This is a genomic window from Phocaeicola sp. RTP21198st1_B8_RTP21198_201120, from assembly GCF_040929485.1.
In the GTDB taxonomy this organism is placed as follows: Bacteria; Bacteroidota; Bacteroidia; order Bacteroidales; family Bacteroidaceae; genus Phocaeicola; species Phocaeicola dorei.
The window spans coordinates 23,284-44,745 of record NZ_JBCOCI010000012.1 but is presented as its reverse complement, the minus strand read 5'-3'; the positions used below and the strand labels follow the sequence as shown (position 1 = coordinate 44,745).

The following is a 21,462-nucleotide window of genomic DNA, read 5'->3' as shown; positions in this document are numbered from 1 at the left end:
TAGTTTTTCCCGTTTTTATCTCTAATTTTGTATCCTCAATTAAACAGAAGTTCTATGATACTGAAACGCATCTCGATATTGAATTATAAAAACCTGGAGCAGGCAGAACTGGAATTCTCGCCAAAGATGAATTGTTTTATCGGACAGAACGGCATGGGGAAGACGAACCTGCTGGATGCGGTTTATTATCTTTCATTCTGTAAAAGTGCCACTAATCCCATAGACTCGCAGAATATCCGTCACGAGGGCGATTTTTTTGTGATTCAGGGTTTCTATGAAACGAATCAAGGAGATCCTGAAGAGGTATATTGCGGCTTGAAGCGTCGTCAGAAAAAACAGTTTAAGCGGAATAAAAAGGAATACAGCCGTTTATCAGATCATATCGGTTTTATTCCTCTCGTAATGGTTTCTCCTGCTGATGCGGAACTGATTGCGGGAGGTAGTGACGAGCGCCGCCGTTTTATGGATGTGGTGATATCTCAATATGATAAGGAATACTTGGATGCACTGATACGTTATAATAAAGCGCTGACACAGCGTAACGCCTTATTGAAGTCGGAGCAGGAACCTGATGAGGAATTGATGTTGGTATGGGAGGAGATGATGGCATTTGCAGGCGAGGTTGTTTTTAGAAAACGTAGTGAGTTTATAGCCGAATTTATTCCTACTTTTCAATCTTTCTACTCTTATATTTCGCAAGATAAGGAGAAAGTGAATCTGGCGTATGAATCTCATGCTATGAATGGGAATTTGCTGGATATAATAAAAGAGAGCCGCAAACGTGACCGTATAATGGGGTATTCGCTGAGAGGAATTCATAAAGATGACTTGGTGATGCAGTTGGGTGATTTCCCTATAAAGAGGGAAGGTTCACAAGGGCAGAATAAAACTTATCTGATCGCTTTGAAACTGGCTCAGTTTGATTTTTTGAAGAAAACGGGGAGCAATAGCACTCCTTTGTTGTTGCTGGATGATATTTTTGATAAGTTGGATGCTTCCCGTGTGGAACAGATTGTGAAACTAGTGGCCGGGGATAGTTTCGGACAGATTTTCATTACGGATACCAATAGGGATCATCTGGATAAAATATTGAAAAAGATTGAAAGGGAATACAGAGTCTTTTCTGTAGAAGATGGCTGTGTGACTGAAAGAAAGGAAGTGGCTGAATGAGACGTAATGATGCGGAACAAATAGGGGAGATGATTCGGAAATTCTTCCGGCAGAATGCTTTGGAGGCACCACTGAATGAGTATCGTCTGATACAAGCATGGAAAGATGTTGTGGGGTCTGCCATTACCAAATATACTAGTAATCTTTATATCAAGAATCAAATACTTTATGTGCATATCACTTCGTCCGTGCTCCGTCAGGAGTTGATGATGGGACGTGATTTATTGGTGAAGAATCTGAATAAGCAGGTAGGGGCACAAGTGATAGTCAATATTATTTTTCGTTAACTAGGCGGTCTTCTGTATGTTCTTTTGGTTATCTCCGAAGGTTCCTGTAAAACTTCCTGCCAGGTGCGGATTTTTACGGATTTTCCTTCATCTTTTTCGTAAAGTCCACACTTGACTTGAAAGAAGTGTGATGTAAGAGTGGCTTATGGGGCAGTTCTTATCACGATAGATTCTATTTCAGTATTCCATTCTCAGTCCAGACTTCATCCATTCTCCGGTCGAAAGGTTCGACAGGCAGCTTTTCGCTTACTTGGAAGTTATAACATATACCTATATTATAGGAATGAAGAAGAGGCAGTAATTTGTCATAATATCCTTTTCCTCTTCCCAATCGGTTGCCTTGGGCATCAAAAGAAACACCCGGTATAATGGCGAGGTCTATCTTCTCATACGCTGTAAATGCTTCTCCCGTCGGTTCCTCTATGTGATAAGCCTCGCCGTTTTTCAGGTTTTGTCTACCTGCATAAATACGGAGTTCCAATTCGTCTCCTTTGACTACCGGCAGCAAAATTGTTTTCTGCCGGTGCCATTTCTCAACGAAGTCATGTGTCTGTACTTCATCACCCAATGAATAATAGAGCAAAACGGTACGGGCCGATGCAAATTTGGGATGCTGTTCCAGTTTCTCAAGCAAAGCAGCGGACTTTGTCATTAATTCGGTGATGTCGTGACGGCGTTTTTCTTGCGCTATCTGCTTGCGCAGTTGTTTTTTTAGTTCCTTCATCGCTTACTTTCGGTTCTATGGGTTCGGGAGCTTTGGGAAATGATTCACCTTTATCCAATACTTCCAATGCTTTGAGGACAGTTTTGTCGCTCTTGTTTAAGTATTCTATATAAGCTTCCATGCCCAGCATATTATAAATGATGTTTCCATATAAATTTGTTTCAAATAGTTTCTGTGATTTGTACATCAATATGTTGCGACGTTTTAACCCTTTGCTTTCAGCGAAACGGGCGAATTGTTCCAAAATGTTCTGATGTTTCAAATATTGCAACAGGCTTTCTTCTGTTTCATATTTTTGCATTTCGGCACGGTGGTTGTCCGTATACTGGAAAGCAAACTGGATGGTTAGTCCGCGGTTAACGGACATACGATAATAGGAAGTCACACCGGTAGTATCCTGCGGTACAAAGATATCGGGCATAATACCTCCACCTCCATATACAGGACGGCCTAAAGAAGTTTCAAAGATTTGGCTTTGATCCTGTTTGATACTGTCCTGTGAGAAAAATTCTCCGTGTTCGTAACGGGTCAGGATATCCATTTCATAATTTGCGTCATTACCTTTTACATACGGTTTTTGTATACAGCGTCCTGACGGAGTATAGTAACGGGCAATTGTCAGACGGATGGCTGAACCATCGCTGAAGTCGATAGGCTGTTGTACTAGCCCTTTTCCGAAAGAGCGGCGCCCGATGATTGTCCCTCGGTCATTGTCCTGGATAGCTCCGGCAAAAATTTCGCTGGCAGAAGCCGATCCTTCGTCCATCAATACGACAATAGGCATTTTCTGGCTACTTCCGGTTCCGTTGGATGTATAGTTCTCACGTGGAGACTTACGTCCCTGTGTATAAACGATGAGTCTGTTTTTGGGTAAGAATTCGTTTACCATCTGGATTGCTGCACCCATATATCCGCCGGTATTACCGCGTAAGTCGATTACCACTCCTTCGCAGTTTGCCTGATTTAGCTTGGCTAATGAAATCAATAATTCGGGATAAGTTGTTTCACCAAACTTGTTTACTTTTATGTAACCGAATTTGTCATTCAACATATAGGCGGCATCTACACTCTTTACCGGTATGTCACCACGAACAATGGTGAAGTGTAAAGTTTCTTTTTCTCCCGGACGAAAAACGCCAAGTTTTACCTCACTGCCTTTGGGACCTTTCAGTCTTTTCATGGATTCATAGTTGGTGACAATTTTTCCTACAAAGGCACTGTCATCAACTTCTATAATGCGGTCTCCTGCCATTAGGCCCACTTTTTCTGATGGTCCGCCTTGGATGACACTGTTTACATGGATGGTATCTTGCTGGATGGTAAACTGGATACCAATTCCGCTGAAGCTCCCTTTTAAATCAGAATTTACAGCTTCCAGGTCTTTTGCCGGAATATAAGAAGAGTGAGGGTCCAGCTCGCCTAGAATTTGCGGCATAGCATCTTCCACCAGTTCACCCATGTTTACTGTATCTACATATTGGTCGTCAATGATACGCAATAATGCATTCAGTTTGTTGGATGAAGTATTAATGATACCTAATTTGTTTCCTGAAAAGTGGTTGGCGTAAAAAGTTCCAATCAATATTCCGGCTACGATGCTTACCGCAACGATTACCGGCATAAAACGGGATGTTCGATGTTTGCTCATATCTTTATTTGCTATTATTCATTGGGATTGATATAGATTACTTCAATATTTGCGCGTTTCAATAAATCAAGCCCGTCTTCCAAACGGTATTTTTCTGAGTAAACTACACGTTTGATTCCTGCTTGGATGATGAGTTTGGCACATTCTATGCAAGGAGATGCGGTGACGTACATGGTTGCTCCGTCACTGCTGTTGTTGCTTCGTGCTATTTTGGTGATAGCATTCGCTTCGGCGTGTAGCACGTAAGGCTTGGTGACTCCGTTGTCATCTTCGCATACATTTTCGAATCCTGCAGGAGTTCCATTATATCCGTCGGAGATGATCATCTTGTCTTTTACGATTAATGCTCCTACCTGACGGCGTTCACAGTATGAATTTTCCGCCCAAATACTAGCCATGCGGATGTATCGTTTGTCGAGTTTGAGTTGTTTTTCTTCTTTCGTTTCCATTATTTCAGTCTTGCTTATTATGTGCAAATTGAATATAAGTTTTTTTCCCTTCGGGAGCTAGCAATAAAACATTGCTGTCACCTTGATAAAATATTGCATTATTCAATGCTTCTATGAACTCGTTATTATAGCTTGTTGAAGATGGAGTCTTGGTAAAATTTATGTTTACTGTCCGGTCTTTTCCATCCGCTTGCCATGTGCCTTCAATGGTTCCGTTTTGTATGCTTCCTGTAAAAGTGCCATCCGCTTTGAAAGTAATGTTGAAACCATGAATGATATCCAAGGCTTTTCTTCCTTCGGCTGCGATAGTCTTATCCGGGTTGTGTGCCATTGCATTGTATTTGGGCTCTCCGTTCCGTTTGTCCCAATTGGCTTTACCATAGAAATCCACTACATGCCATGTGCCGCTTGCAAAGATTTCCTCTACATCGTCTTCATTGTTGCAACTCCATAAGAAGGGGAGTAGCATCAGTATATAAAGAATAGACTTTAGTTTCATATTGTTTAGTTTTTTAGTTGATTATTCCATTTCTTTTCAGCAAGGCATGGATACTGGGTTCTTGTCCACGGAAGCGTTTGTAAAGGGCCATCGGATGTTCCGTTCCTCCTTTCGAGAGAATATTCTCCCGGAAAGAAGCAGCGACTTCCTGGTTGAAGATTCCTTTTTCCTTGAATAAGGAGAAGGCATCCGCATCCAGTACTTCCGCCCATTTATAACTGTAGTATCCGGCAGAATATCCCCCCGCCATGATATGTGAGAACTGTACGGACATGCAGGTATCTTCTACTCCGGGCAGTATTTGCGCTTTTTTCCATGCTTCTTTTTCATAAGCGCGGACATCTCCGTCAAATGTTTCCTGGCGGGTGTACCATGCCATATCCAGTAAGCCGAAACTTATTTGACGTAGGCAGGCGTAGGCCACATTAAAATTGGATGCATCTACAATTTTTTGAATCAGTTCGGCAGGAATGGGTTCTCCCGTCTGATAATGTCTGGCGAATGTATTGAGAAATTCTTTTTCAGTGGCGAAATTTTCCATAATTTGTGATGGAAGCTCCACAAAATCCCAGTATACGCTGGTACCACTCATGGTTGAATAAGTGGTATTGGCAAACATTCCGTGCAAGGCGTGTCCGAATTCGTGTAAAAAAGTATTTACTTCCGAGAAAGTCAACAATGCCGGTTTTCCAGCTGATGGCTTGGTGAAGTTCATGGTAACGGATACGTGGGGGCGGCTGTTGACTCCGTTTTCTATCCACTGTTCCTTATAGCTGGTCATCCATGCACCTGAACGTTTTCCGGCACGGGGGTGGAAATCTGTATAAAGTACAGCCAGGAAACTTCCGTCTTTGTCAAATACTTCATAAGCTTTTACATCGGGATGATAGACCGGAATTTCTTTATTTTCTTTAAATGTGATGCCATACAGACGGGTAGCCAGACCGAATACGCCTTTCTCTACTTGGCTAAGCTCAAAATAAGGACGCAACTCTTCTTCATTCAGATTGAATTTCTTATTTTTCAGTTTTTCTGAATAATAGGCCCAATCCCATGGCATCAGCTGGAAATCATTGCCTTCCATTTCGCGTGCCAATGCTTCTACTTCTGCTACTTCCTTTAGGGCGGCAGGGGTGTAGGCTTCCAATAATTGGTTGAGCAATTTGTATACGGCATCACTTGTTTCGGCCATGCGCTTTTTCAGTTTATACTCGGCAAAAGTGGAGAAGCCTAGTAAATGAGCCAGTTCCATGCGAATGTTTACCAATTGCTTGATGATGTCCACATTGTTGTAGTCGTTATTGTGTGTACATTGGGTATTATAAGCCATATAGACTTCTCTGCGCAGTGAACGGTCGTCACAATATTTCATGAAAGGAACAAAACTGGGAGCATCCAATGTAATGATGCTGCCTTCTTTTCCCTTGTCCTTTGCTGTTTGAGCATAACTTTCCAATGAACTTTCGGGTAATCCTTCCAATTGTTTTTTCGTCAATGCCAATTCGTAGTTATTCGTTTCTTTCAACAGATTCTGAGAAAAACGTAAGGTTAATATGCTTAATTCAGTATTCAGTTGGCGGAACTTTTCTTTTGCCTCACCGGTCAGATTGGCACCGCTTCTTACAAAACTGTCGTATGTTTTTTGCAGCAGTTGGGCGTCTTCACCTTTCAGTTGCAACTGGTCTTTCTGCTCGTATACAGCTTTTATGCGGGCAAACAGTTTTTCATTCAAACTGATGTTGTTGCTGTGTTCAGACAGTAAGGGCATCATTTTTTCTGCCAATTCCTGCATCTCGTCACTAGTCTCGGCACTCATCAAATTGCCGAAAACAGTAGTTACGCGGTCTAGCAACGCACCCGAATTTTCCAGAGCAACAATGGTGTTTTGGAAAGTCGGTGCTTCGGGATTATTGACAATTGCATCAATTTCCTCATTTTGTTCTTTCATTCCTTCCAACAAGGCAGGTTCATAATGTTCTATCTTGATAAGATGGAACGGAGCCGTGTCATGAGGAGTGTTATAGGGTTTTAAAAATGGATTTTTATTTTCAGTCATGGCACTATTTTATTTGACTTACAAATTTGCTAAAAAAAAGTATCACTATCCTCATTCTATTTACTTATTTAACAAAGTATATTAAATAGTTAGGTTAAAAATAAAAAAGCACAAGCAGAAATGCCTGTGCTTTTCATCTTTATGAGGTTTTACCTGATTATTTATTCTTTTCGGTCAGTTTTTCCAATGCCGGAATGGAGATTGCTTTTCTGCTAAGTTGTACCAATCTCTGTTCCTGTAAATCATTCAGTACTTTTGACACATTGATTCGTGTCTCATCAATCAAACTCGCCAAATCTTCCATTTTGATTTTAAGAATTTTTTTCCCTTCGGGCTTCATGGAACGCAGTACTAAAAAATTCAGTATTTTTTCTTCTGTATTACCTATGTGGCTGTTCCATAATTTTTCGTATGCCACTTGTGCCCTATTACTCAGAATATTTAAATAATTAAGGCGGAAGATTTCGTAGTTGTTCAGTTCATTTAATACAAATAACTTATCTATGGTAACTATGTTAATATTTGTACGTGCTTTGTAAGTCGCTGTATAGTTGGTCTGCATGCCGAATAATGAATAGGGCTCTATAACGAAAGGACTTCCAAAAGTTTCAAATAAGGAGTATGAATGTTGGTTATCGGTTGCTTGGGAGGTTATCTCCCCATTTAAGAGAAAGATTAATTGAGTGCAAGGTGCTCCTTGTTCCACAATGATATCATCGGCGTTGTATTTACGAAAATGTAGCTTTACCTTACCTATGATATTGGTGAAGTCATTTTTACATAATCCCTGGAAGAGAGGAAGTTGTAAAAGTGTATCATACATTGTTATTTCCATAAGTTCTAATGTTCGTTAAGTTATAGTTTAACACACAAAGGTAACGATAAAACGAGATTTATTATTTATAGGTGGGAGAACTTTTATTTTTTTTATTGTTTCTTACCGTCTCCTAATGTTTAAAAGCAGAATACTTGCGGGCTGTATAAAAAATAAATATATTTGCATTCAAAAAAGGAGGAGTTTATGTTTGGATCATTTGATTTTCAAGAATTTTTAAGTGCGTTTATCGTACTTTTTGCTGTCATTGATATTATCGGATCTATTCCTATTATATTGAACCTTAAGCAGAAAGGGAGAAATGTCAATGCTAATAAAGCTACCGGCATTTCTTTTGCTTTATTGATAGGTTTCTTTTATGCAGGAGATATGATGCTGAAGTTATTTCAGGTAGATATCGCTTCGTTTGCCGTGGCGGGTGCTTTTGTTATTTTTCTCATGTCTTTGGAAATGATTTTGGATATCGAAATATTCAAGAATCAAGGTCCTATCAAGGAAGCGACTTTAGTCCCCTTGGTCTTTCCGTTATTGGCAGGTGCGGGGGCGTTTACTACGTTACTTTCCCTTCGTTCGGAGTATGCTCCTGTAAACATTGTTGTAGCCTTGATATTGAATATGGTTTGGGTTTATGTGGTGTTGAAGTTGACAGATCGTATCGAACGTTTCTTGGGTAAAGGTGGAATTTATGTTATTCGTAAGTTTTTCGGAATCATTTTGTTAGCAATATCAGCGCGTTTATTTACGGCTAATCTGACTTTGTTGATAGAACAGTTTCAGAAAGCTCAGTAATATGCTGTTTCTTTGCAGATAATAATGTCGGAACTCACCATAGATATTTTATTGGAAACCAACTGCTTTGTGTTAAATTGATATTAATCTGTGGTGAGTTCCGGTATCATTCCATTTGAATGATAGTTGTTCGATGTTTTGATGCGCCTCTTTGATGTCTATTTCTCGCTGGCGATAAATTTCTTCATCCCATTTGTAAAATAAGTTTCATATTTATCCCCTTCGCCCGAGCAGATAAAATAGGCATCCAGTTCAGGATGTGCTTCACAAAAAGCTTTGGCTGAGTCCAGTCCCATCACCATGAAAGCAGTAGCGTATGCATCGGCACTGGCGCAATCTTTTGCAATGACAGTGGATGACAGGATGCTATGTTGTACTGGGTATCCGGTGCGTGGGTCTATGGTATGTGCATATTTCTTTCCACCTTTGTAATAGAAATTACGATAATTTCCTGATGTCGCCATACCTACGTCACTAATGGCAAGTACAGTCTGTAACTCCTGGTTTACTGACAAGGAGTCATCTACAGGTTTGTTTATGCCGATACGCCAAGCGTTCATTTTGGAATTTTTGCCTCTTACCACTACTTCACCACCGATGTCTACCATGTAGTTTTTTATCCCTTTACGTTCTAATAGCCTTGCTACTGCATCTACTCCGAATCCCTTGGCGATAGCGCTGCAATCCAGCATTATACGAGGGTCTTTTTTTATTATCCGGTTGTTCTGTAAGTCTATTTTTTGATATCCTATCATTGGGCGTAAGCTGTCCACTATCAGTGAATCCACTCCTGTAGATTTTTTGAATCCAAATCCCCATGCATTTACCAAAGGTGCGACAGTGATATCAAAGGCTCCATGGGTTTCATCGGATATTTTTTTTGCGAGATGGAATACATGTACGAAAAAACTGTCAACTTCTGTCTTTTCATTGTGGTTTACGCGGGTGATTACAGAATTCGGATTGAAAGGAGAGAGGGAGTAGTCCACTTTCTTCAGTTCGGTTTCTATTTCTTCTTTCAGATTATCTTCGGACTGGTAGGTGATTTTGTATACAGTACCGAATACAAAGCCTTCATCCGTACGGAAAGGTGCTTGCTTTTTTAGAATAATAATTGTTCCTATTATCAGAATTGCTAGAAACGGCAATTGCCATGCTAATTTTTTTTTATTCATACCTGTATTTTAGTTAAGAAAGAAATAAATGTTCTATTAAGATTTTAACACCGATAATAATCAGAACCAAACCTCCCCATAATTCCATGCGCAGGTTGAAACGCTTGCCGCAAAATACACCTATCAGACTTCCTAATGTTGAGATAACAAAAGAGGTAAAGCCGATGATGCCAATGGGAGAAAGAATGGAAGTGAAAGAGTTCATTCCTACAAAAGCAAATGATATACCGATGGCCAACGCATCAATGCTGGTTGCTATAGCCAGCGTAACAACCACTTTTAATTTAGTGGGGTCGAAGCAGCATTTGTCTTCATTGCTGAAACTCTCTTTAATCATACGCCCTCCCAGGAATGCCAATAACCCAAAAGCGATCCAATGGTCGTAATCCTCTATCAGGTGGCTGAAGCGGCTGGCGGCAAACCAACCGATAAGCGGCATGACGGCCTGGAAAAGACCGAAGAAGAATGCCATAATAAAAAAAGTGCGCCAGCAAATGCGACGCATGATAATTCCGCTTGTTATGGAAACAGTGAAACAGTCCATAGCAAGGCTGATGGCAAGGAGCCATATTTCTAAAGTTGTCATTAGTTAAAATGGTAATTTGTATATTAAACTGTATGTTACTCCTAAGTTAGTCGAGTTGTTCTTTCCGAAACCGGGAATATACCAAGGCTCGGTGTGTTCCGTCTTTTTCATGTTCATGCGTATGCGGTAGCGCAGTGACCAGCCCATATAGAAATTCTTGTATACATTTACCTTTATTCCTGCCAGCAGTTCGGCCCAGGTTACTGTGGTTTTAACTCCCTCATAACTGAAGGGGATTTCCGGAAATCCCCATGTAGGGTCTTTCATTGTCGGAGCATCTACATCGTATGAAAAAGAGGTGAATCCGTAACGTATGCCTCCATACAGAAAACCAGGCAGATAGGGCTTCTTGAAAAAGAAGTTGTAGTTCATACCTATACGGAAATAGGGAGCTGAGGCTTTATAATGTATATTGGTACCGTCATCAGTAGTGTCGGTGGTTCCATATCCAATTTCAGCTACGGGGACATAACGGTTTTTCAAATTGACCTCTACGCTGATTTCTGTACTTGTAATGTCACCTCCAAAAATTTTGCTTCCCAAGCCAAATATATCTATACCGATAGTAGTTCCCTGATAGAAAGGTACCTTTTCTTCCTCTATGGTTGTTTTTTTTTCTTGTGCCGCCAGTGTGGGGCTGTACAATAGCATACTACTCAGTAGCGTTAACAACGTAATATATGTTGAAATTCTTTTTTTCTTCATTATTGATGTCCGGATTTACAGTCTCGATAGATTTTAAGTTATAAGTGGTGTATTTAATGTCTTCCACTTTATAAAACATCATGGTGCCACATTCTATATTCTGCAAGTAGGGGATATTCTGGTGAATGAGTATGATGGTGTCACGCATCTTTTCCGTATAATGCAATACGTAGGTAGTTTTTGATGTATAACTCAAAGGCAGGCTCATACTGCTTTCCGCTTTATTGAATATCGTGTCATTCATCAATGAGTCTTTTACTACAGTTTCCTTAATAGTTCCATCTTCCAGTGTGTCACGTACAATCACATCGGTAGTGATAAATCCAGTGACGTCAAAAGCTGGACTGAATTTCACAGCTTGGTGTGTTTCTGCATCCAGAAAGTCGAAATGGGCAAAGGAATTGGTGGTAAGCGGACAATCGCTTTCCCCACAGCTTTGCATCAAGGTGCTTACGGTAATCAGGAGCAATAAGATAATGGCTGGTAGTCTCTTCATTTTAAAACTCTTTCTCTATTTTATAATTATTGCGTTCAGGAGCATTCCGGGCTATCAGTTCTCCTATGAATCCTGCCAGAAACAGTTGGGTTCCCAAAATCATCAAAGTTAGGGCCAGATAGAAGTAAGGAGAATCAGTAATTAATATATAAGGTAAACCATGTGACAAGGCATATAGTTTGTTTGCTCCGATGATAATGACGGAAATGAAACCAAGAATAAACATCAATGATCCCATAAACCCGAAGAAGTGCATCGGCTTGATACCGAATTTGGATAAAAACCACAGAGTGATGAGGTCTAGATAACCATTGAAGAAACGGTTTAATCCGCCAAATTTTGTTTTACCGAATTTCCGTGCCTGATGGTGTACTACTTTCTCGGCTATCTTAGGAAAACCTGCATTCTTTGCCAGATAGGGGATATAGCGGTGCATTTCACCGTATACTTCGATGTTCTTTACAACATCACGACGATAAGCTTTTAGTCCGCAGTTAAAGTCATGCAGATTCTTGATGCCTGAGACGGCACGTGCTGTGGCGTTGAATAGTTTGGTCGGAATGGTTTTTGATAACGGGTCATAGCGTTTTTGCTTGTATCCTGATACTAAGTCGTAGCCGTCTTCTGTAATCATTCTGTATAATTCCGGTATTTCGTCCGGGCTGTCCTGCAAGTCGGCATCCATTGTAATCACCACATCACCTTGCGCCTTTTCAAAACCACAATACAAAGCAGGGGACTTGCCGTAGTTCCGGCGGAATTTAATACCTTTTACGTTGTCCGATTCCGAGCGTAGTTTCTCAATCACTTGCCAGGAGTGGTCGGTGCTGCCGTCATTGACAAAAATAACTTCATAGTTGAAGTGGTTGGCATCCATTACACGTTGAATCCATGCGAATAGTTCCGGCAAAGATTCTTCTTCGTTATACAAAGGAATAACTACAGATATATCCATCTTTTATTCATTTTTCTTTTTACGCATCACGATCAATGCCGTAGGGATAGCCATTAGCATCCCGTAAAACATATTTTGTGATATCAGTTGAAATGTCATTTCCAGCGGGGTAAGTCCCGACAGTAAATCTATCGCTTCTTCAAATTGGTTTAGTGAGGTTGTCAGTTCGGGTCCGGCAGTTTCTTTGAACTGATTTAAGATGGAGCGGTATGCCTCGAATACGAACCCGCCATCTATATAGCGGAAGTAGATGTAATGCACTACCGCTACAAATAGAGAGGCGAACATATACATAAAGGTAGTGAATAGAAACGCACGTGAAAAAGTGATGCTTCCGCCACAATGCCGTTCTCTGAACTTTTTGGCAAATATGTATCCTAAAAAGGGTACTCCTATAGTTAAGACTATAAAAAGTAATTGTAGGAAAGGTATTCTCAATCCTAGTGGGAAGAGCATGAATTTGAAGGCCCATAAAAGACCCATGCCCGTACCATAGCGCATGGCGCATTCCTGCAAAGTCGGTTTATAATTCGTCATTCTTTATTAATAAGTGCACAAAAGTACTTCTTTTACGGGAATCCGTCCTATAGTTATGGGTGAAAAATGTATTTTTTCTGCTAAAATCAAAAAAAAGTATTCGAAAGTATTGTAGTTTTGAAAATAATGTCTACCTTTGCACTCGCAAAACAAAAATGGGTAAGTCCTATACGGCCAGCTCCTGATGAATCCTCCAGGGCTTGATCGCAGCAAAGGTAGTTGGTTGTAGCGGCGCGATATAGTAAGCTTACCCACCCGCCTCTTTAGCTCAGTTGGCCAGAGCACGTGATTTGTAATCTCGGGGTCGTTGGTTCGAATCCGACAAGAGGCTCAGAAAAGCGAGAAGGACGAAGAAATCTTCATTCTTCTCGCTTTTTTATTATATTTGCGCTGATATTAGTTTTAAGGTTGGTACAACCGTTATTTAAGAGTTCTTTTGTATGATAGAGTCACAGATTGCGGCAAGAGTATTGCCGTCTAAATGCCGTGAAGCGGTAAAGGTTCTTTTGCAGGAAGTGTACGGATATGAAGATTTCCGTAATTTAGAAGTTTATGATGACTTGTTCAAAGGTAAGGAAAAATTGCAATTGTCTCAAGGGCAATTAATTGAGGAAGTCATCATGGAAGCTGAAAAAGGGATCAAGGGTGATTCGTCTGTTCATAATTTGCTCCTGACTGCTCCGACCGGAGCTGGAAAATCATTGTTGTTTCAGCTCCCTGCCATTTATCTGGGTAATGAATATAAGCTTCTTACTCTTGTGGTTTCTCCGCTGAAAGCATTGATAGTGGATCAGGTTGAGGCGTTGCAGGAGTTAGGATATGAACGTGTGGCGTATGCTTCGTCCGATCTTTCACCTGAACAAAAGAACGAAGTATATCGTCGTGTCCGTGACGGGGAGGTTGATCTTTTTTATCTTTCCCCTGAATTATTGTTGGCGTATGATATTAGTTATTTCGTAGGTGAACGCCGCATTGGATTGGTAGTAGTTGACGAGGCTCATACCGTGACTACTTGGGGTAAAGAGTTCCGGGTGGATTATTGGTTTCTAGGGCGTCATCTGGAAGCTTTAAAGAATGCGTTGGGATATGTATTCCCTGTTTTTGCATTGACAGCCACTGCTGTGTGGAATCCCAAAGGTGGGAACGATATGATTTTTGATACCATCCGGTCGTTGCATCTTGCTCCGTGTGCCTTGTATGTGGGCACGGTGAAGCGTGAAAATATTGGCTTTGACATTACCGCCATGACCATAGAGGAGGGAGAGACCTACGATAAGGCCAAGCAACGTACTGTTGCCGCCCGGGTGGAGGATTTTCTGGACGGGCATAAGACTATTATTTATTATCCTTTTGCCGGAGGTATAGATATGAAACTGAAGACTTGGGTGTATCCGGCTAACTGGCATTGGGTGGCATCTTATTATGGTAAAAAGGATAAAGAGCAAAAAGCCGAAATTATACAAGCTTTTAAGGAGGGTGAGAAAAAAATAATCGTTGCTACGAAAGCTTTTGGCATGGGGGTGGATATCAGCGATATTGACCGTGTGTATCATGTGGCTCCATCCGGTACCTTTGTCGATTATATTCAGGAGATTGGCCGTGCAGCCCGTGATAAGAACATTTCTGGTGTGGCAGCGACGGACTTTAATGAACGCGACTTTTATTATATGAAACGCCTGCATTCTGCAGGTGCCATCTCCCAGGAACAGTTGGGGATGATTCTGAAGAAAGTATGGGAAATATATCTGATGAAAGGCTGTAGTGATGAAATGCAGATGTCTTTATCCGATTTTGAATTTGCAGTGAGGCTGCCTCGTAAAAAGAACAAGCTGGAATATGAATCGGATTTGGAGCAAGTCATCAAGACGGCTTTGTTATGGATAGAAGAGGATCTGAGTTTCCGGCATGGCGGTTCTCCTGTTGAAATCAATTCACAGACTCTGTTTGCCGATGGCTATGTACAGGAAAAGACGGGTGATGCCGCTTTCCGTAAAAAATACAAGCAGTATATGGTTCCCGTGGAAGGGGTTGAAGGAGTCTATAAGGTGGCTTTTGAATCTTTGTGGGAAAATTGTTTCTCGGAGATGGGGTATCGTGAGTTTAAGCGCGATTTATACAATGGAAATCTCTTTGAGGGAGTTCGTGCGGCTGTTGTGGGGAAGCATGATGTCTTGTTAAAAGAGAGTGCAGCGGATATCTGCTTTAAGCTGGCAAGTCTCTTGAAGAGTTTGAAAGACTTACTGACGGTGAGTCTGTATGGTAATAAAGGAAAGTTCGAGGAGGACGATTTGCGTAGTATTTTTGCGGCGTACGATATGGATGTTCCTTCTGCCAAGCGTTTTATCACTTCTTTACTGGAGTCCAGGGTAGAGGAGGGCAGAAGTGTGAGTTACATCACCAGTGCCAAGAAGAAAGATGAAGACAAACTGATGTTTACCGTTACCCGTGGTTTTGATTTGTTATTGTCCCGTTACCAGAAGTTGTGTGCCCAGCGTATTACAGGGAAGAAAGGAGGCCGGCTGTTGTTCTATGTCACTCCGTTCTCCGATCTCAATATGCTGCTCAACTTGCTGTCTATGCTCAATGTGGTGGACTTTACCGTAGAGGGAGGGGTTCCTTCCGTTGGAGTGCGTGTCCATGATGCGGAGATATTGAAAAAGGAAGCTACCTCGGGGAGCTATCAGAATCGTGTGCTAGAGAATAATGAGAAAATATTCCAGGAACAGATAGAGTTGTTCCGGCTGTTCTTTGGCAATACGAAGTTAAGTGACGAGCAGCGATGGGAGTTTATAGAGGATTATTTTACGGGGATGAATTTGGAGGGATTGAAAGAAAAATATTCTTGTGTTGTGGAATGCCGGCTGTGTAAGGTCTGAAATACCGTATGATTTTCACGGCTCGATAAAGACAGCTGAGGCGGCAGAAAGCTATATTGTCAATTGCATGTGGAAAAAACTCGGGCAAGAGGAAGAGTGGACTGTATATTGGAAACAAAGGATTATGTATATATATTTGAGCTTAAACTGGATAGTACGGCTGCTGAAGCTTTACAGCAGATAGAGGACAAAGGATATGCTAAGCCTTATCTGACAGATACGTGCAAAGTTACGGGAATTGGTATCAGTTTTTCATCGGAAACCATGACGGTGGAGGAATGGGAGGAAAAACATTGTAACCCTGTTGTGATTAAATAATAGTGCAAAAATATGCCTCAAGCCGGAATCATCACGATCCGTCTTGAGGCATTCTTCGTTTATGGAATTGGGGATACAAACCGCTTACGCTTTAAAATTGCGTGCTATTTTTTTATATCCATATACGGCACGGTTGCCCAATTCTTCTTCAATGCGGAGCAACTGGTTGTATTTCGCCATACGGTCGCTACGGCTCAGTGAACCGGTTTTAATCTGTCCGCTATTGGTGGCTACGGCGATGTCCGCAATGGTAGCATCTTCCGTTTCACCGGAACGGTGGCTGGTCACAGTGGTATAGCCGTTACGTTGAGCCATCTCAATAGCATCCAGAGTTTCGGTCAGCGAACCGATCTGATTTACTTTTACTAGGATAGAGTTTGCACAACCTTCACTGATTCCTTTTTCCAGGAACTTCACATTGGTAACGAACAGGTCATCACCTACCAGCTGGCAGCGATTGCCCAGACGCTCGGTCAGCATGCGCCATCCTTCCCAGTCGTTTTCTGCCATACCATCCTCTATCGAATCAATGGGGTAGTCCCAACTCAATTTTTCCAGATAAGCAACCTGTTCGGCGGCACTGCGCTTTTCCCCTTTTGGGCCTTCAAACTTGGTATAGTCATAGATGCCGTCATGATAAAATTCGGAAGAAGCACAATCCAAGCCGATGGTGATATGTTTAAACGGTTCATATCCGGCAGCTTCGATAGCGGCAAGGATACAATTCAAAGCATCTTCGGTGCCATCCAATGCAGGGGCAAAACCACCTTCGTCTCCTACGGCTGTACTTAGTCCGCGTTTTTTCAATACCTCTTTTAAAGCATGGAATACTTCTGCGCCCATCCGCAAGGCCTCACGGAATGTTTTAGCACCGACAGGACGAATCATAAATTCTTGAAAAGCGATAGGGGCATCGCTGTGTGAGCCTCCATTAATGATATTCATCATTGGAACAGGCATGATATAGGTGTTTGTTCCGCCAATATATCTGTAAAGAGGAATATCCAAATAATTGGCTGCAGCTTTTGCCACGGCTAGGGATACGCCCAAAATAGCATTTGCGCCCAGTTTTGATTTAGTTGGAGTTCCATCCAGATCAAGCATGGCTTTGTCAATACCACGTTGGTCCATAGAGTCCATTCCTTTCAATGCCGGAGCGATAAGAGTATTTATATTTTCTACAGCTTTTAATACGCCTTTGCCTCCGTAACGGGTCTTGTCGCCATCACGTAATTCCAAAGCCTCATGTTCACCGGTTGACGCACCCGATGGGACAGAGGCACGGCCCATAATCCCTGATTCCAATATAACATCCACTTCCACAGTGGGATTACCACGTGAGTCCAAAATCTCTCTTCCTTTAATCTCTGCTATTTTCATATAGTTCTAATTTTATAAGATGGTTTTATTTTAATAACAATAGAGAAGCCGGATTTGTTGAGGTACTAGGGAAAGTTTTTTCATGATATTTACTTTTTTATTTCTTTCCATAGAGTACATCCGTCTTTATTTTTCGTCTCCCTTTAATAAAAGCTAGAGATCAATATGAAAATAAAATGGATAGTGGGGGGGCTGTTATGGGCAAGTTCTTACTTGCAGGCTGCCGCACAAGAATATAAACTGTGGTATGATGAACCCGCTCAAGTTTGGACTGAAGCACTTCCGCTGGGTAACGGGCGGTTGGGAGCGATGGTATTCGGCAATCCCGGTGTGGAGCATATCCAGTTGAATGAAGAAACTATTTGGGCAGGACGTCCCAATAATAATGCTAATCCCAATGCGTTGGAATATATTCCCAAAGTGCGCCAGTTGGTGTTCGAAGGAAAATATCTTGAAGCACAAACATTGGCTACTGAGAAAATAATGGCGAAAACCAATAGTGGTATGCCCTATCAATCGTTTGGCGATCTGCATATTTCTTTTCCGGGGCATACACGTTATTCCGATTACTATAGGGAACTGAGCCTGGACTCAGCTCGTACCATTGTACGTTATAAGGTGGACGGGGTGACTTATCAGCGTGAAACATTGACTTCGTTTGCTGATCAGGTAGTTATGGTGCGTCTTACTGCCAGCCAACCCGGAAAGATTACTTGTAATGCCAATCTTACTACTCCGCATCAGGATGTGATGGTCTCGACGGAAGGGGAGGAGGTTACCCTTTCGGGCGTATCTTCTTGGCATGAGGGGCTAAAAGGGAAAGTCGAATTTCAGGGACGTATGACTGCACGTAGTCAAGGAGGGACCCAGGCTTGTCGTGACGGAGTCTTGAGTATAGAAGGGGCGGATGAGGCTGTGATTTATATTTCCATTGCTACCAACTTTACTAATTATAAGGATATAACAGGTAACCAAGTGGAGCGTGCGAAGAACTATCTGCGCCGGGCTGTAAGTAAGGATTATGTGACATCACGTAAGGCACATGTTGATTTTTTCAAGCAATATATGGACCGTGTCTCTTTGGATTTAGGTATAGACAAATATGCAGGGGTAACCACTGATATGCGTGTGCAGAATTTCAAGGAAACGAAGGATGATTTTCTGGTAGCTACTTATTTCCGTTTCGGCCGCTATCTGTTGATTTGTTCTTCACAGCCGGGTGGGCAGCCTGCTAATTTGCAAGGCATTTGGAATGATAAATTATTTCCTTCCTGGGATAGTAAATATACTTGTAATATCAATGTTGAAATGAACTATTGGCCGGCCGAAGTGACGAATCTTAGCGAATTGCACGAGCCTTTGATACAGCTGATTCGTGAAGTGAGTGAAACAGGGCGTGAGTCAGCAAAGATTATGTATGGGGCGGATGGTTGGGTATTGCATCACAATACGGATATATGGCGTGTTACCGGAGCTATAGACAAGGCTCCGTCGGGATTATGGCCTACGGGTGGAGCTTGGCTGTGCCGTCATTTGTGGGAACGTTATCTTTATACAGGCGATATGGAGTTTCTCCGTTCGGCTTATCCTATCATGAAAGAAGCCGGTAAGTTTTTTGATGAAATAATGGTGAAGGAACCGTTACATAACTGGTTGGTGGTATGCCCGAGCAATTCTCCGGAGAATACTCATGCGGGCAGTAATGGAAAAGCGACTACGGCTGCCGGGTGTACTTTGGATAACCAACTGATATTCGATTTATGGAATCAGATAATCACTACCGCCCGATTATTGGGTACGGATGCTGAATTTGCCACCCATTTGGAACAGCGTTTAAAGGAAATGGCACCCATGCAGATAGGACGTTGGGGGCAATTGCAGGAATGGATGACAGATTGGGACAATCCGCAGGATGTGCACCGTCATGTATCACACCTTTATGGTTTGTTCCCCAGTAATCAGATTTCTCCTTACCGTACTCCCGAATTGTTTGATGCGGCACGTACTTCGCTGATCCATCGTGGCGATCCGTCTACCGGATGGAGTATGGGATGGAAGGTATGTTTGTGGGCTCGTCTGTTGGATGGTGATCATGCTTATAAACTGATAACCGATCAGTTGACTCTCGTACGTAACGAGAAGAAAAAAGGAGGAACTTATCCTAATTTGTTTGATGTCCATCCACCTTTTCAGATTGACGGTAATTTTGGTTGTACAGCGGGTATCGTAGAAATGCTGATGCAGAGCCACGATGGTTTTATTTATTTACTTCCCGCATTGCCGGCGCAATGGAAAGAAGGAAGCGTGAACGGGATTATAGCTCGTGGAGGTTTTGAATTGGATTTGAGTTGGAAGAATGGTAAAGTGAGCCGGTTGGTGGTGAAATCCCGTAATGGGGGGAACTGTCGTTTGCGTTCTTTAAATCCGCTGGCAGGCAAAGGGCTGAGAAAGGCAAAAGGGGAGAATCCGAATAAATTGTATGCCATACCCGAAATCTTGCAACCGATTATAAATAAAGAAGCGAAATTGAATAAAGTTGAGTTGAAAAAAACTTATCTTTATGATCTGGAAACCAAAGCAGGTGAAGAATATATATTCTTAGGTAAGTGATGATTCTTGCACTGATTGTAAGGATGAAAAATAGTAAAAAGAAGAAATATGAAAAGAACAGGATTAAACATTATTTGCTCATTGTTGCTGGTAGGTGGAATGTGTGCATGTACTGCCACTCCTAAACAGACCGAAGAAATCAAATGGAGCGAACGTATGGCTCAGTCGGAAATGCAACGTTTCCCTGAGCCTTGGATGATAGAAAAAGCGAAAAAGCCTCGTTGGGGCTATACGCACGGACTGGTGGTGAAATCCATGTTGGAGGAATGGAAACACACCGGTGACACAGCCTATTATAATTATGCAAAAATATATGCAGACAGTCTGATAGACACTGACGGTAAGATAAAGACCATGAAATATCTTTCTTTTAATATTGATAATATCAATGCCGGAAAGATTTTATTCGATTTTTATGAAAAGACGGGAGACGGGCGTTATAAGGTGGCGATGGATACTCTTCGTAAACAACTGACCGAACAGCCCCGTACCAGTGAAGGTGGCTTCTGGCACAAACTGATATATCCGCATCAAATGTGGCTGGATGGTATATTCATGGCTTCTCCTTATTTGGCTCAATATGGTAACGTATTCAAGGATACTACGGTCAATGCCGATATTGTGAATCAAATAAAGCTGATTGCCCGTAAAACGTATGATCCTAAAACCGGTTTGTTTTATCATGGTTGGGATGAGAGCAAGACACAAAATTGGGCAAATAAGGAAACCGGATGCTCACCCAATTTCTGGAGCCGCAGTATAGGCTGGTATGCCGCTGCCGTGGTGGATGTATTGGATTATATGCCGGCGCAGTTCGAAGGACGTGACAGTATAATGACGATCATAAATATGTTGGCCGAAGGTATTGTAAAATATCAAGATCCTGAAACAGGGGTATGGTGGCAGGTGACTGACCAAAATAACCGTAAAGGAAACTATTTGGAATCTTCTGCTTCATCGCTTTTTGTGTATTTCTTGTGTAAAGCAGTGAATAAAGGATATATTTCTTCGGAATATAAGATGGCTGCAGAACGTGGTTTTAATGGCCTGATCAAACAATTCATTAAAGAAGAACCTGATGGTTCGTACACTATTACCAACTGTTGTGCTGTTGCCGGATTAGGCGGTAAAGGAAACCGGGATGGAAGTTTTGCTTATTATATAGGTGAGCCGGTAATAGAGAATGATCCGAAGTCAGTAGGTTCCTTTATTTTGGCGGCTATTGAATATGAGAAAATGAAGTAGTAGGAATAATCTGAGAAAGATGAGGACATTTGTCAAAAAAGTCTTCATCTTTTCTCATAAGATCAAGAGCTTTTTAAAAAAGATAACCGCCTTTTTTAAAAAACATAAGGACCTTTTTTTAA

General features: G+C 41.7%; 19 protein-coding genes, 1 tRNA gene and 1 pseudogene. 8 read left to right on the top strand and 13 right to left on the bottom strand.

The genetic code is table 11. The annotated features are described in order from the left end of the window. The first annotated feature begins 54 nt into the window (after positions 1 to 54). Positions 55 to 1,170 carry a DNA replication/repair protein RecF gene (gene recF / locus AB5935_RS07680; RefSeq protein ID WP_007852665.1) on the top strand — a complete coding sequence of 372 codons (1,116 nt, stop codon included), beginning with the start codon at positions 55 to 57 and terminating at the stop codon, positions 1,168 to 1,170. Then, complete coding sequence (locus tag AB5935_RS07675) at positions 1,167 to 1,457, top strand: DciA family protein (protein WP_007852664.1); 291 nt, start codon at positions 1,167 to 1,169, stop codon at positions 1,455 to 1,457. The genes recF and AB5935_RS07675 overlap by 4 nt, the downstream gene beginning before the upstream one ends. 172 nt (positions 1,458 to 1,629) lie before the next feature. On the opposite strand, the gene AB5935_RS07670 is transcribed toward AB5935_RS07675, so the two are convergent. From AB5935_RS07670 to AB5935_RS07645, 6 genes are all read right to left on the bottom strand, one after another. After that, positions 1,630 to 2,109, bottom strand: coding sequence for a 5-formyltetrahydrofolate cyclo-ligase (locus AB5935_RS07670; protein WP_007837918.1), 480 nt, complete (start codon positions 2,107 to 2,109; stop codon positions 1,630 to 1,632). After that, positions 2,084 to 3,829, bottom strand: coding sequence for a S41 family peptidase (locus AB5935_RS07665; protein ID WP_038609132.1), 1,746 nt, complete (start codon positions 3,827 to 3,829; stop codon positions 2,084 to 2,086). Before AB5935_RS07665 ends, AB5935_RS07670 begins: the two co-directional genes overlap by 26 nt. A 14-nt stretch (positions 3,830 to 3,843) precedes the next feature. Next, positions 3,844 to 4,278, bottom strand: a complete 435-nt coding sequence (locus tag AB5935_RS07660; protein ID WP_005844718.1) for a deoxycytidylate deaminase — start codon at positions 4,276 to 4,278, stop codon at positions 3,844 to 3,846. A 4-nt stretch (positions 4,279 to 4,282) separates the two neighbouring features. Continuing rightward, positions 4,283 to 4,777: a DUF4847 family protein gene (locus tag AB5935_RS07655; RefSeq protein WP_007837920.1), complete on the bottom strand. Its 495-nt coding sequence runs from the start codon at positions 4,775 to 4,777 to the stop codon at positions 4,283 to 4,285. 13 nt (positions 4,778 to 4,790) lie between these two features. Next, complete coding sequence (locus AB5935_RS07650) at positions 4,791 to 6,833, bottom strand: M3 family metallopeptidase (RefSeq protein WP_007845144.1); 2,043 nt, start codon at positions 6,831 to 6,833, stop codon at positions 4,791 to 4,793. A gap of 157 nt (positions 6,834 to 6,990) precedes the next feature. Then, positions 6,991 to 7,668, bottom strand: coding sequence for a Crp/Fnr family transcriptional regulator (locus AB5935_RS07645; RefSeq protein WP_038609135.1), 678 nt, complete (start codon positions 7,666 to 7,668; stop codon positions 6,991 to 6,993). A 186-nt stretch (positions 7,669 to 7,854) separates the two neighbouring features. On the opposite strand from AB5935_RS07645, the gene AB5935_RS07640 reads away from it, so the two are divergent. Then, positions 7,855 to 8,457, top strand: a complete 603-nt coding sequence (locus AB5935_RS07640) for a MarC family protein (RefSeq protein ID WP_005844726.1) — start codon at positions 7,855 to 7,857, stop codon at positions 8,455 to 8,457. 158 nt (positions 8,458 to 8,615) lie between these two features. Here AB5935_RS07640 and AB5935_RS07635 read toward each other — a convergent pair whose 3' ends face one another. Genes AB5935_RS07635 through AB5935_RS07610 form a run of 6 tightly spaced genes read right to left on the bottom strand, consistent with a single transcriptional unit; the run spans position 8,616 to position 12,911 of the window. Further along, a complete protein-coding gene (locus tag AB5935_RS07635) occupies positions 8,616 to 9,632 on the bottom strand; it encodes an FAD:protein FMN transferase (RefSeq protein ID WP_038609138.1) in 1,017 nt (338 codons plus the stop codon). 13 nt (positions 9,633 to 9,645) lie between these two features. After that, the gene (locus AB5935_RS07630) at positions 9,646 to 10,218 is read right to left on the bottom strand and encodes a manganese efflux pump MntP family protein (protein ID WP_008673084.1); all 573 of its coding nucleotides are present in this window, start codon (positions 10,216 to 10,218) and stop codon (positions 9,646 to 9,648) included. Positions 10,219 to 10,221: 3 nt separating this feature from the next. Next, positions 10,222 to 10,923, bottom strand: coding sequence for a DUF6048 family protein (locus tag AB5935_RS07625; protein ID WP_008673082.1), 702 nt, complete (start codon positions 10,921 to 10,923; stop codon positions 10,222 to 10,224). Continuing rightward, the gene (locus AB5935_RS07620; protein ID WP_007837928.1) at positions 10,871 to 11,419 is read right to left on the bottom strand and encodes a DUF6452 family protein; all 549 of its coding nucleotides are present in this window, start codon (positions 11,417 to 11,419) and stop codon (positions 10,871 to 10,873) included. The genes AB5935_RS07625 and AB5935_RS07620 overlap by 53 nt, the downstream gene beginning before the upstream one ends. Before the next feature lies 1 nt (position 11,420). Next, on the bottom strand, positions 11,421 to 12,374 hold the full coding sequence (locus AB5935_RS07615) for a glycosyltransferase family 2 protein (protein ID WP_007837929.1): 954 nt from the start codon (positions 12,372 to 12,374) through the stop codon (positions 11,421 to 11,423). A gap of 3 nt (positions 12,375 to 12,377) precedes the next feature. Next, complete coding sequence (locus tag AB5935_RS07610) at positions 12,378 to 12,911, bottom strand: DUF4199 domain-containing protein (RefSeq protein WP_007837933.1); 534 nt, start codon at positions 12,909 to 12,911, stop codon at positions 12,378 to 12,380. Positions 12,912 to 13,168: 257 nt separating this feature from the next. On the opposite strand from AB5935_RS07610, the gene AB5935_RS07605 reads away from it, so the two are divergent. From AB5935_RS07605 to AB5935_RS07595, 3 genes and pseudogenes are all read left to right on the top strand, one after another. Beyond that, positions 13,169 to 13,242, top strand: a tRNA-Thr gene (locus AB5935_RS07605). A 109-nt stretch (positions 13,243 to 13,351) separates the two neighbouring features. Then, positions 13,352 to 15,787 carry a helicase-related protein gene (locus tag AB5935_RS07600; protein ID WP_038609141.1) on the top strand — a complete coding sequence of 812 codons (2,436 nt, stop codon included), beginning with the start codon at positions 13,352 to 13,354 and terminating at the stop codon, positions 15,785 to 15,787. Continuing rightward, a pseudogene (locus tag AB5935_RS07595) lies at positions 15,783 to 16,105 on the top strand (PD-(D/E)XK nuclease domain-containing protein); the annotation flags it as partial. The gene AB5935_RS07600 and the pseudogene AB5935_RS07595, both read left to right, overlap by 5 nt. 84 nt (positions 16,106 to 16,189) lie before the next feature. Here AB5935_RS07595 and eno read toward each other — a convergent pair. Continuing rightward, the gene (eno, locus tag AB5935_RS07590) at positions 16,190 to 17,485 is read right to left on the bottom strand and encodes a phosphopyruvate hydratase (RefSeq protein ID WP_007837936.1); all 1,296 of its coding nucleotides are present in this window, start codon (positions 17,483 to 17,485) and stop codon (positions 16,190 to 16,192) included. A gap of 165 nt (positions 17,486 to 17,650) precedes the next feature. Here eno and AB5935_RS07585 point away from each other — a divergent pair, with 165 nt between their 5' ends. After that, positions 17,651 to 20,095, top strand: a complete 2,445-nt coding sequence (locus AB5935_RS07585) for a glycosyl hydrolase family 95 catalytic domain-containing protein (protein ID WP_368327383.1) — start codon at positions 17,651 to 17,653, stop codon at positions 20,093 to 20,095. Between the two features lie 48 nt (positions 20,096 to 20,143). Continuing rightward, entirely contained in the window at positions 20,144 to 21,340 is a 1,197-nt protein-coding gene (locus AB5935_RS07580) for a glycoside hydrolase family 105 protein (protein ID WP_007837938.1), read from the top strand. Positions 21,341 to 21,462 lie beyond the last annotated feature (122 nt).

What these genes read in the sequence shown, in the direction of transcription:
- AB5935_RS07660 (WP_005844718.1), bottom strand. Translation starts at nt 4,278, where the DNA reads ATGGAAACGAAAGAAGAAAAACAACTCAAACTCGACAAACGATACATC.
- AB5935_RS07670 (WP_007837918.1), bottom strand. Translation starts at nt 2,109, where the DNA reads ATGACAAAGTCCGCTGCTTTGCTTGAGAAACTGGAACAGCATCCCAAA.
- AB5935_RS07665 (WP_038609132.1), bottom strand. Translation starts at nt 3,829, where the DNA reads ATGAGCAAACATCGAACATCCCGTTTTATGCCGGTAATCGTTGCGGTA.
- AB5935_RS07625 (WP_008673082.1), bottom strand. Translation starts at nt 10,923, where the DNA reads ATGAAGAAAAAAAGAATTTCAACATATATTACGTTGTTAACGCTACTG.
- AB5935_RS07600 (WP_038609141.1), top strand. Translation starts at nt 13,352, where the DNA reads ATGATAGAGTCACAGATTGCGGCAAGAGTATTGCCGTCTAAATGCCGT.
- AB5935_RS07580 (WP_007837938.1), top strand. Translation starts at nt 20,144, where the DNA reads ATGAAAAGAACAGGATTAAACATTATTTGCTCATTGTTGCTGGTAGGT.
- AB5935_RS07650 (WP_007845144.1), bottom strand. Translation starts at nt 6,833, where the DNA reads ATGACTGAAAATAAAAATCCATTTTTAAAACCCTATAACACTCCTCAT.
- eno (WP_007837936.1), bottom strand. Translation starts at nt 17,485, where the DNA reads ATGAAAATAGCAGAGATTAAAGGAAGAGAGATTTTGGACTCACGTGGT.
- AB5935_RS07620 (WP_007837928.1), bottom strand. Translation starts at nt 11,419, where the DNA reads ATGAAGAGACTACCAGCCATTATCTTATTGCTCCTGATTACCGTAAGC.
- AB5935_RS07635 (WP_038609138.1), bottom strand. Translation starts at nt 9,632, where the DNA reads ATGAATAAAAAAAAATTAGCATGGCAATTGCCGTTTCTAGCAATTCTG.
- AB5935_RS07655 (WP_007837920.1), bottom strand. Translation starts at nt 4,777, where the DNA reads ATGAAACTAAAGTCTATTCTTTATATACTGATGCTACTCCCCTTCTTA.
- AB5935_RS07640 (WP_005844726.1), top strand. Translation starts at nt 7,855, where the DNA reads ATGTTTGGATCATTTGATTTTCAAGAATTTTTAAGTGCGTTTATCGTA.
- AB5935_RS07610 (WP_007837933.1), bottom strand. Translation starts at nt 12,911, where the DNA reads ATGACGAATTATAAACCGACTTTGCAGGAATGCGCCATGCGCTATGGT.
- AB5935_RS07645 (WP_038609135.1), bottom strand. Translation starts at nt 7,668, where the DNA reads ATGGAAATAACAATGTATGATACACTTTTACAACTTCCTCTCTTCCAG.
- AB5935_RS07585 (WP_368327383.1), top strand. Translation starts at nt 17,651, where the DNA reads ATGAAAATAAAATGGATAGTGGGGGGGCTGTTATGGGCAAGTTCTTAC.
- recF (WP_007852665.1), top strand. Translation starts at nt 55, where the DNA reads ATGATACTGAAACGCATCTCGATATTGAATTATAAAAACCTGGAGCAG.
- AB5935_RS07630 (WP_008673084.1), bottom strand. Translation starts at nt 10,218, where the DNA reads ATGACAACTTTAGAAATATGGCTCCTTGCCATCAGCCTTGCTATGGAC.
- AB5935_RS07615 (WP_007837929.1), bottom strand. Translation starts at nt 12,374, where the DNA reads ATGGATATATCTGTAGTTATTCCTTTGTATAACGAAGAAGAATCTTTG.
- AB5935_RS07675 (WP_007852664.1), top strand. Translation starts at nt 1,167, where the DNA reads ATGAGACGTAATGATGCGGAACAAATAGGGGAGATGATTCGGAAATTC.